Origin of the sequence: Streptomyces sp. NPDC059002, from assembly GCF_042740435.1 — a bacterium.
Taxonomy (GTDB): domain Bacteria; phylum Actinomycetota; class Actinomycetes; order Streptomycetales; family Streptomycetaceae; genus Streptomyces.
The window spans coordinates 63670-73790 of sequence record NZ_JBHYJI010000048.1; the positions used below are offsets into that span (position 1 = coordinate 63670).

Annotated in this window: 7 protein-coding genes, 1 pseudogene and 1 riboswitch; of the genes and pseudogenes, 7 read left to right on the forward strand and 1 reads right to left on the reverse strand. The window is 74.4% G+C overall.

Annotated elements, in window-relative coordinates:
• The first annotated feature begins 155 nt into the window (after positions 1 to 155).
• Positions 156 to 256: riboswitch (cobalamin riboswitch) on the forward strand.
• Between the two features lie 127 nt (positions 257 to 383).
• The 5 genes from ACFWZ2_RS32370 (at position 384) to ACFWZ2_RS32390 (ending at position 7041) form a co-directional block, all read left to right on the forward strand.
• A complete protein-coding gene (locus tag ACFWZ2_RS32370; protein ID WP_384551741.1) occupies positions 384 to 1322 on the forward strand; it encodes a cobalamin biosynthesis protein in 939 nt (312 codons plus the stop codon).
• On the forward strand, positions 1319 to 2827 hold the full coding sequence (locus ACFWZ2_RS32375; RefSeq protein ID WP_384551743.1) for a cobyric acid synthase: 1509 nt from the start codon (positions 1319 to 1321) through the stop codon (positions 2825 to 2827). The genes ACFWZ2_RS32370 and ACFWZ2_RS32375 overlap by 4 nt, the downstream gene beginning before the upstream one ends.
• Positions 2828 to 2915: 88 nt before the next feature.
• Positions 2916 to 5027: a putative cobaltochelatase gene (locus tag ACFWZ2_RS32380; protein ID WP_384551744.1), complete on the forward strand. Its 2112-nt coding sequence runs from the start codon at positions 2916 to 2918 to the stop codon at positions 5025 to 5027.
• On the forward strand, positions 5027 to 5635 hold the full coding sequence (gene cobO / locus ACFWZ2_RS32385) for a cob(I)yrinic acid a,c-diamide adenosyltransferase (RefSeq protein ID WP_384551746.1): 609 nt from the start codon (positions 5027 to 5029) through the stop codon (positions 5633 to 5635). Before ACFWZ2_RS32380 ends, cobO begins: the two co-directional genes overlap by 1 nt.
• On the forward strand, positions 5629 to 7041 hold the full coding sequence (locus ACFWZ2_RS32390) for a cobyrinate a,c-diamide synthase (RefSeq protein ID WP_384551748.1): 1413 nt from the start codon (positions 5629 to 5631) through the stop codon (positions 7039 to 7041). The genes cobO and ACFWZ2_RS32390 overlap by 7 nt, the downstream gene beginning before the upstream one ends.
• Before the next feature lie 14 nt (positions 7042 to 7055).
• On the opposite strand, the gene ACFWZ2_RS32395 is transcribed toward ACFWZ2_RS32390, so the two are convergent.
• Entirely contained in the window at positions 7056 to 7787 is a 732-nt protein-coding gene (locus ACFWZ2_RS32395) for a ZIP family metal transporter (RefSeq protein ID WP_384551750.1), read from the reverse strand.
• 77 nt (positions 7788 to 7864) lie between these two features.
• On the opposite strand from ACFWZ2_RS32395, the pseudogene ACFWZ2_RS32400 reads away from it, so the two are divergent.
• Both ACFWZ2_RS32400 and cobC read left to right on the forward strand, forming a co-directional pair.
• Positions 7865 to 8272 (forward strand): annotated as a pseudogene (locus tag ACFWZ2_RS32400) (cobalamin biosynthesis protein); the annotation flags it as partial.
• 669 nt (positions 8273 to 8941) lie between these two features.
• Positions 8942 to 10027: an Rv2231c family pyridoxal phosphate-dependent protein CobC gene (gene cobC / locus ACFWZ2_RS32405; RefSeq protein ID WP_384551754.1), complete on the forward strand. Its 1086-nt coding sequence runs from the start codon at positions 8942 to 8944 to the stop codon at positions 10025 to 10027.
• Positions 10028 to 10121 lie beyond the last annotated feature (94 nt).

Consider the following 10121-nt stretch of genomic DNA (forward strand, 5'->3'; position numbering starts at 1 on the left):
GGCAACAAGACTACCGCCGCCGGCGTCTGGGCTGTGGGGGGGGGGCCGGCCCTCCCTTGTCCGCCCCCCACCCCACCGTCGTGTGTGGGGCTCCGCACACTCTCCCGCCGCAGGTCAACAGCGAGTTGACGGGCGTTCGCGGGGCGTGGTGGACTGCCCGGGCCAACTACGGCGGCAAGTGAGGAAGCCGGTGCGAATCCGGCGCGGTCCCGCCACTGTCACCGGGGAGACGCCTCCCCGGAAGCCAGGAACTCGCGCCGCCGATCACGTCGAACCAGGGCGCGGACACCCTGAGTGAGGACATATCGCCATGCGCGGCCGCCCGTTGCCGGTCCCCTTCCCGAGTACGAGTTCCCTCCTCGGCCCAGCGGCCGGCTGACCCCATGAGTGCCGATCGCGACTTCGCGTACGGCGCCGCCGCCGGCCTCCTCGGTGACCTGCTGCTCGGCGATCCCCGCCGAGGCCATCCGGTCGCCGCGTTCGGCCGTGCGGCGGGTGCCGTCGAGCGGGTGCTGTGGCGCGACCACCGCGGGTGGGGCGCGCTGCACGCCGTGGTGTGTGCCGGGGGTGCGGCCGGTGCCGCCGCCCTCGCTTCTTCCCTTGCCCGCCGTTCACGTGCCGGATCCGTCGCGCTGACCGCGGCCGCGACCTGGTCCGTGGTCGGCGGGACCTCCCTCGGGCGCGAGGCACGCGCCATCGGCGGGGCCCTGGAGGCCGGGGACATCGAGGTGGCGCGGGAGCGGCTGCCGCATCTGTGCGGGCGGGATCCGCAGGCGCTCGACGCCGACGGCATCGCGCGGGCCGTCGTCGAGTCCGTCGCCGAGAACACGTCCGACGCGGTGGTCGGGGCGCTGGTGTGGGGGGCGCTCGGCGGGGTGCCCGGGCTCGTCGGGTTCCGGGCCGTCAACACGCTGGACGCGATGGTGGGGCACAAGTCGCCCAAGTACCGGCGATTCGGGTGGGCTTCGGCCCGGCTCGACGACGTCGTGGGGTGGCCGGGGGCGCGGCTGACCGCCGTCCTTGCCGTGCTCGCGGGGGACTCGCCTTCCGGGGCGGTGCGGGCGTGGCGGGCAGATGCCCGCAAGCATCCAAGTCCCAATGCCGGGCCCGTCGAGGCCGCCTTCGCGGGGGCGTTGGGCGTACGGCTCGGTGGGACCCTCTCGTACGGGGGGCGGGTCGAGCACCGTCCTGTCCTGAACGCGGACGGGCGTGCTGTGGGCGTGCGGGACATCGAGCGGGCCGTGAAGCTGTCCCGGCGCGTGAGCTGGCTGGCGCTGGGGGTCGCGATGGCGGCCGCTCGGCGGAAACGGAGAAGGACATGAGCGGCGGGCTGCTGGTTGCCGGGACCACCTCCGACGCGGGGAAGAGCGTCGTCACCGCGGGGATCTGCCGGTGGCTGACCCGCAAGGGGGTGTCCGTCGCGCCCTTCAAGGCGCAGAACATGTCCCTGAACTCCTTCGTCACGCGCGAGGGCGCCGAGATCGGCCGAGCGCAGGCCATGCAGGCGCAGGCCGCCCGCGTCGAGCCGAGCGCGCTGATGAACCCCGTACTGCTCAAGCCGGGCAGCGACCGGTCGAGTCAGGTCGTGCTGATGGGCAAGCCCGTGGGCGAGATGAGCGCGCGCGGCTATCACGGGGGGCGTCAGGCGGCGCTGCTCGACACCGTCGTGGGATGCCTTGAGGAACTCCGGGGCAGCTATGACGCCGTGATCTGTGAGGGCGCGGGCAGTCCTGCCGAGATCAATCTGCGGCGCACCGACATCGTGAACATGGGGATCGCGCGGGCCGCCCGGTTCCCCGTCCTGGTGGTCGGGGACATCGACAGGGGCGGGGTGTTCGCGTCCTTCTTCGGTACGACGGCGCTGCTGAGCGCGGCCGATCAGGAGCTGGTCGCCGGGTATCTGGTGAACAAGTTCCGCGGCGACGTCTCGCTCCTCGAACCCGGGCTCGACATGCTGCACGGGCTCACCGGGCGGCGTACGTACGGTGTGCTGCCGTTCCAGCACGGGCTCGGCATCGACGAGGAGGACGGTCTGCGGGTGTCCCTGCGCGGTGCCGTGCGGGAGTCGGTGGTCGCGCCGCCGGTCGGCGAGGACGTGCTGCGGGTCGCCGTGTGCGCCGTACCGCTGATGTCCAACTTCACGGACGTGGACGCGCTGGCCGCCGAGCCGGGTGTCGTGGTCCGGTTCGTGGACCGGGCCGAGGAGCTCGTCGACGCCGACCTCGTGGTCGTGCCGGGCACCCGCGGGACCGTGCGCGCCCTGGAGTGGCTGCGCGAGCGCGGACTCGCGGCCGCCCTGGCACGCCGGGCGGCCGAGGGCAGGCCCGTGCTCGGGATCTGCGGCGGCTTCCAGGTCCTCGGGGAGCACATCGAGGACGAGGTCGAGTCGCGGGCCGGATCCGTCGACGGGCTCGGACTGCTGCCCGTGCGGGTGCGGTTCGCCCGCGAGAAGACGCTCGCGCGGCCGGTGGGTGAGGCACTCGGGGAGCGCGTCGAGGGATACGAGATCCATCACGGCGTGGCCGACGTCGCGGGCGGGGAAGCCTTCTTGGACGGCTGCCGGGTCGGCGAGGTGTGGGGCACGCACTGGCACGGGTCGCTGGAGAGCGACGCGTTCCGGCGCCGGTTCCTGACCGAGGTGGCACGCGCGGCCGGGCGGCGCTTCGTGCCCGCGCCCGACACCAGCTTCGGCGCGCTGCGCGAGGAGCAGCTCGACCTGCTCGGCGATCTGATCGAAGAACACGCGGACACGGACGCCCTGTTGGGCCTGATCGAGAGCGGGACGCCGGCCGGGCTGCCGTTCATCGCGCCGGGAGCACCGTCGTGACCGCCGCCACCGGCCTCGTGGCCGCCCCCGGGCGCACCGCGGCGGCCGAGCCCGGCCCGTACCACCCCGCACGCACCAAGGAGGCCCTGTGAGTACCCCGTACCCGTTCACCGCCCTCGTCGGGCAGGACGACCTGCGGCTCGCGCTCTTGCTGAACGCCGTCTCGCCCGCCGTCGGCGGCGTACTCGTCCGGGGTGAGAAGGGCACCGCCAAGTCCACCGCCGTACGCGCCCTTTCGGCGCTGCTCCCGGAGGTGCCGGTCGTCGCCGGGTGCCGCTTCTCGTGCGACCCCGCGGCGGCCGACCCGAACTGCCCGGACGGCCCGCACGAGTCGGGCGGTGCCACCGCGCGGCCCGCCCGCATGGTGGAGCTGCCCGTCGGCGCGTCCGAGGACCGGCTCGTCGGCGCCCTCGACATCGAGCGGGCGCTCGCGGAGGGCGTGAAGGCGTTCGAGCCCGGGCTGCTCGCCGACGCGCACCGCGGGATCCTCTACGTCGACGAGGTCAATCTGCTCCACGACCACCTGGTCGACCTGCTCCTCGACGCGGCCGCGATGGGCGCCTCGTACGTGGAGCGCGAGGGTGTCTCGGTCCGGCACGCCGCGCGCTTCCTGCTCGTCGGCACGATGAACCCCGAAGAGGGCGAGCTGCGGCCGCAGTTGCTCGACCGGTTCGGTCTCACCGTCGAGGTGGCCGCGTCCCGCGAGACCGACCAGCGCGTCGAGGTCGTACGGCGGCGGCTCGCCTACGACGACGACCCCGAGGGCTTCGCGGGGCGCTGGGCCGCCGACGAGGCCGCGCTGCGGGACCGGGTCGTGGCGGCGCGCGCGCTGCTCCCCCAGGTCGTCCTCGGCGACGGGGCGCTGCGGCAGATCGCGGCGACCTGCGCGGCGTTCGAGGTGGACGGGATGCGCGCGGACATCGTGATGGCGCGCACCGCGACGGCGCTCGCCGCGTGGGCGGGCCGCACCGACGTCCAGAGCGAGGACGTGCGCCAGGCCGCGCTGCTCGCGCTGCCGCACCGCAGGCGCCGCAACCCCTTCGACGCGCCGGGGCTCGACGAGGACAAGCTCGACGAGACGCTGGAGGAGTCCCGCACCGACGAGGGGGACGACGACCCCGACGGCGGCGGCCCCGACGACGGTCCCGGCGGAGGCGGCGGACAGCCCCCGGCCGGGGAGGGACCGGACTCCCCCGAATCCCTCGACTCCCCCGAACTGCCGTCGCAGAACCAGGGTTCGGGCACCGACGAGGCACCGGCCCCGCAGGAGCCCGCCCCCGCGCCCGCTCCCGGCGGCGCGGGCGAGCAGCAGGCCGTGCGGGCCGCGGAGCCTTTCCGTACGAAGATGCTGAGCGTGCCCGGCATCGGCGAGGGCGCGGCGGGGCGACGCTCACGTGCGCGTACCGAACACGGCCGTACGACGGGTTCGCGCCGCCCCCAAGGCGCCCTCACCAAGCTGCACCTGGCCGCGACCGTGCAGGCGGCGGCCCCGCACCAGAAGGCGCGCGGACGCTCCGGCACCGGACTCGTCGTACGCCGTGACGATCTGCGCCAGGCGACCCGGGAGGGCCGCGAGGGCAACCTCGTCCTGTTCGTCGTGGACGCCTCCGGGTCGATGGCGGCGCGGCAGCGGATGAGCGCCGTCAAGGGCGCCGTGCTCTCGCTCCTCCTCGACGCCTATCAGCGGCGCGACAAGGTGGGGCTCGTGACGTTCCGCGGCACGGAGGCCGAGGTGGCGCTGCCGCCGACGTCGTCGGTGGACGCGGCGGCGGCCCGGCTCGAATCGCTGCCCACCGGCGGCCGGACGCCGCTGGCCGCGGGCCTGCTGAAGGCGCACGACGTGCTGCGGGTGGAGCGGCTGCGGGATGCCGCGCGGCGCCCCCTGGTGGTCGTGGTGACGGATGGGCGCGCCACGGGCGGAAATTCAAGGGCGCGGAGCGCTTCCTCAGAAGGGTGGGGGCGAGAGACGGGTGGGCCAGTGACCCAGGCCGGGCGCGCGGCACGGCTGTTCGCGGCCGAAGGCGTCGCCTCCGTGGTGGTCGACTGCGAGTCGGGTTACGTACGCCTGGGTCTCGCGGCCCAGTTGGCGGGCGAGCTCGGCGGGACGGCCGTGACGCTCGACGAGCTGCGGGCGGACTCGATCGCCGGTCTCGTCAAGGACGTACAGGGAATGAACTCGCCTTCGAGGAGGGCCGCTTAATGCCGCAGGGACAGCCGAGTGTCGTACCGGACGACGGACTGACGACACGTCAGCGCCGCAACCGGCCGCTGGTCTTCGTGCACACGGGCATCGGCAAGGGCAAGTCGACGGCCGCGTTCGGGCTCGCGCTGCGCGCCTGGAATCAGGGGTGGCCGATCGGCGTCTTCCAGTTCGTGAAGTCGGCGAAGTGGAAGGTCGGCGAGGAGAACGCGCTGAAGGTCCTCGGCGCCTCCGGCGAGGGCGGCACCGTCGCCTGGCACAAGATGGGCGAAGGCTGGTCATGGATCCAACGCGCCCCCGCCGAGGGCGAGCTGACCAACGAGGACAAGGCCCGCGAGGGCTGGGAGCAGGTCAAGCGCGACCTGGCCGAGGAGACGTACAAGCTCTACGTCCTCGACGAGTTCGCCTACCCGATGCACTGGGGCTGGATCGACACCGACGAGGTGGTGGAGGTGCTGCGGAACCGGCCCGGTACGCAGCACGTGGTCATCACCGGGCGGAACGCCCCTCAGCCGCTGATCGACTTCGCCGATCTGGTCACCGACATGTCCAAGGTCAAGCACCCGATGGACGCCGGACAGAAGGGCCAGAGGGGCATCGAGTGGTAGCTCGCCTCGTCATCGCGGCGCCGTCGTCGGGCAGCGGCAAGACGACCGTCGCGACGGGCCTGATGGCCGCGTTCACGGCCGCCGGGCTCGCCGTCTCCCCGCACAAGGTCGGGCCCGACTACATCGACCCCGGCTACCACGCGCTCGCGACCGGCAGGCCTGGCCGCAACCTCGACGCGTACCTGTGCGGGCCCGACCTGATCGCCCCGCTGTTCGCGCACGGGGCCGCCGGGTGCGATCTCGCCGTGGTCGAGGGCGTGATGGGGATGTACGACGGGGCGGCGGGCCAGGGCGAACTCGCCTCCACCGCGCACGTGGCCAAGCTGCTGCGGGCCCCGGTCGTCCTCGTCGTCGACGCGTCGTCGCAGTCGCGGTCCGTGGCGGCGCTCGTGCACGGCTTCGCCTCCTGGGACCCCGAGGTGCGGGTCGCGGGCGTCATCCTCAACAAGGTCGGCTCCGACCGGCATGAGGCGCTGCTGCGGGAGGCACTGGACGAGGCCGGGGTTCCGGTGCTCGGCGCGTTGCGCCGGGTGCGTGAAGTCCGGGCTCCCTCCCGGCACTTGGGGCTCGTTCCGGTCGCCGAGCGGCAGGCGGACGCGGTGGAGTCCGTCGCCGCGTTGGCCTCGCGGGTGCGGGAGGGGTGTGACCTGGAGGGGCTTCTCGCGCTTGCCCGCAGCGCGCCTGCTCTGCCGGGGGAGGCGTGGGTCCCGGGGTTGGAGTCGTCACCGGCTTCGCCGAGTTCGTCCTCAAGCGCCGGACGGGCTGAAGATCCCTCCGTACGGGCTGGATATTCCGCAGGTCCGGGGAGGCCGCTCGTCGCCGTCGCCGGTGGGGCCGCGTTCACCTTCTCGTACGCCGAGCACGCGGAGCTGCTGCGCGCCGCCGGAGCCGAGGTCGTCACCTTCGACCCCCTCCACGACGAGCAACTGCCCGACGGGACGGCCGGGTTGGTCATCGGTGGGGGCTTTCCCGAGGTGTACGCGCCCGAACTGTCCGCCAACGAGCCGCTCAGGAAGGCCGTGGCCGACCTCGCGTCGTCCGGGGCGCCCGTGGCCGCCGAGTGCGCGGGACTGCTCTACCTCTCCCGCGAACTGGACGGGAAGCCGATGTGCGGGGTGCTCGACGCCGACGCGCGGATGTCGGAGCGGCTGACGCTCGGATACCGGGAGGCGGTCGCCGTGTCGGACAGCGTGCTCGCGCCGGCCGGGACGCGGATGCGGGGGCACGAGTTCCACCGGACGGCCGTCGTGCCGGGGGCCGGACCCACGCCCGCCTGGGGGCTGCACAAGCCGGAGCGGCGCGTCGAAGGGTTCGTGCAGGGGAACGTGCACGCCAGCTATCTGCACACGCACTGGGCGGCGGAGCCGGGCGTCGCGCGCCGGTTCGTCGAGCGATGCACGCCATGACGCCGCGGGGCGGCTCAGCCCGCGAGGCCCACCACGAGCCAGATGAACGCCGCGCCCGCCACCGTGCACAGCAGGGTCGAGCGGGCCGGATGGTCATGGTGCGCCTCCGGCAGGATCTCGGCCGCCGCGAGATACAGGAGCGCGCCGCCGAAGAATCCGAGATAGCCGCCGAGCAGTTGCTCCGGAATGGTGAAGAGGAGCGTCGACGCGGCGCCCACCACCGGGGCCGCCGCGTCCGCGAACAGCATCGCGAGGGCCTTGCGCCGGGCGTTCCCGTACAGACTGGTGATCGTGTACGTGTTGAAGCCGTCCGCGAAGTCATGGGCGACGACGGCGAGCGCCACGGCCACGCCCATGCCGCCGCCGACCTGGAAGGCCGCGCCGATCGCGACGCCGTCCATGACGCTGTGCCCGACCATCGCGGCGGCCGCCGTGAGCCCCACCTCCGGGACCCGGCCGTTCTCGTGCTCGTCGGCGCCGTGCGCGGCCTGACGGCCCGCGAGCAGGTGTTCCACCAGATGGGCGACGAGGAAGCCCGCCACGAACAGGAGCAGGGCCGCGGGCACGCCGAACACGGGACCGCCCGCCGCCTCCAGCGCCTCCGGCAGCAGATCGAGCCCGACCACTCCGAGCATCAGACCGCCCGCGAGGCCCAGGACCAGGTGGCGCCGGTCGGTGACCCGCTGGGCCGTCCAGCCGCCCACCAGCGTCATGAGGAAGGCGCCGAGCGCCACGAACACCGCCATGGCCCCTTGCTAACCGATTGACCCGCAGCACCGCACATCCGTCACCGCTCCCCCCACCGCGTACGAGAGGACCGCTCATGGCCGACGCCGAGCCCGCCGCCGACACCCTGCCCGCGCCCGCGCGGGGCACTCTCGTCGTCGGCGTGGGCGCCTGCGAGGACGCTCCCGCGGAGGAGGTGCTCGGGCTCGTACGGGACGCCGTGCGCGACGCGGGCCTGCGGCTCGACGCCGTCGCGGAACTGGCCACGGTCGACGCGAAGGCCACCGAACCGGGCATCGTCGCCGCGGCGGCCCGGCTCGGCGTGCCGCTCGTCGCGTACCCGGCGGAGGAACTGGCGCGCGTACGGGTCCCCAACCCCACCGCGAGGTCCCACGCGACCGTCGGCACACCCTCCGTCGCGGAGGCGGCGGCACTGCGCACCGGCGGCGAACTCCTCGTCCCCAAACGGAAGTCCACACCGCGGGACCGCCCCGCGATGGCAACGTGCGCGATCGCGAGCCGGCCGGATACGTCGGGGGGTGTTGTGGTGAGCTCGACGACCTCTGCGAGGGGTGGCGGGGCGTCGGTCGCTTTGGGGGGCGGGGCGTCCGCCGCTGCGGGTGGCGGGGTGCCTGCTGCCGTGGCTCGCGGCACGACTGCTGCGACGCCCTCCGGCACCGCCGGTGGCACGCCTGCTGCGGCGCCTACCGCCGCGCCTGGTGGCGCCACCGCTGCGGGGCCCTCCGGCACGGCTGGTGGCACGCCTGCTGCGATGCCTGGTGGCACGACTGCTGCGACGCCCACCGGCGCGGCCGGAAGTGCGCCCACCGCGGCGCCCACCGCCGCGCCCACCGCCGCGCCTGCTGGCACGACCGCTGCGAGGCCCTTCGGCACGGCCGGTGGCGCGACCGGAAGTGCGCCCACCGCGAGGCCTGGTGGCACGACTGCTGCGAGGCCCACCGGCGCGGACCGAAGTGCGTCCGCTGCGACGCCCACCGCCGCGCCCGGCGGCACGCCTGCCGCGACGCCCACCGCCATGCCTGGTGGCACACCCACCGCCATGGCCTCCGCCACGGCCGGAGGGACGCCCATCGCCGCGACCGGCGGCACGCCCGCAGTCGTGTCCACCGCCCCCGCCACCGCCACAACCTGCGCCACGGAGATCTCCGAGCCCATGCAGACGCCCCTCCCCCTCCCCCTCACCCACGCGCCCGAGTCGGGGCACGATCTGCGTCACCACGGGGACGCGGAGGTGCGGGACGACGGTGCGGAGCTCGTCGATCTGGCGGTCAATGTGCGGGCGGGCACTCCCCCGGCGTGGCTGAAGGAGCACATCCAGGCGTCCCTCGACGGACTCGCGGCGTACCCGGACGGGCGGGCGGCGCGGCAGGCGGTGGCGGAGCGGCACGGAGTGACTCCCGATCGGGTACTGCTCACCTCCGGTGCGGCGGAGGCGTTCGTCCTCATCGCCAGGGCCCTGAAGGTCCGTCACCCCTACGTCGTACACCCACAGTTCACCGAACCCGAGGCGGCGCTGCGGGACGCGGGGCACGAGGTCGGGCGGGTACTGCTGCGGGAGGCCGACGGGTTCCGGCTCGACGTGTCGGCGGTGCCGGAGGAAGCCGACCTGGTGGTCGTCGGCAACCCTACCAACCCGACATCCGTGCTCCACCCGGCCGCGACCGTCGCCGCACTCGCCCGGCCCGGGCGGCACCTCGTCGTGGACGAGGCGTTCATGGACGCGGTGCCCGGCGAGCGGGAGGCACTCGCGGGCCGCACCGACGTGCCCGGCCTCGTGGTCCTGCGGAGCCTCACCAAGACGTGGGGACTCGCCGGGCTGCGCATCGGCTACGTCATCGCGTCGCCGGAAACCATCGCCTCCCTGGAGCAGGCGCAGCCGCTGTGGCCCGTGTCGACGCCCGCGCTCGCGGCGGCACAGGCGTGCGTGTCGCCGCGGGCGCTCGCTGAGGCCGGTCACGCGGCGCACCGCGTGGCCGCGGACCGGGCCCATCTCCTCGCCGGGCTCGCGGAGTTGGCAACCGCCGGGGTGCGGGTCGTGGAGCCCGCGGAAGGGCCCTTCGTGCTCGTACGGGTCCCGGGGGCGGCGCTCGTCCGCGAGCGGCTGCGGGATGAGGGGTTCGCGGTGCGGCGCGGCGACACGTTTCCTGGCCTGGGGCCTGACTGGATTCGGCTTGCCGTCCGCGATCGGGCGACCTCGACCCGTTTCCTCGCGGCTCTCTCCACCACGCTCCTCCCCTAGCCGCCCGCACCGGGCCTGCGCCCGCCTGCACCGACCTTGCGCCTCCGTGAGCGGCCCCCTGCACCGTGGGCTGTGCCCACCCGTGCCGCCCAGC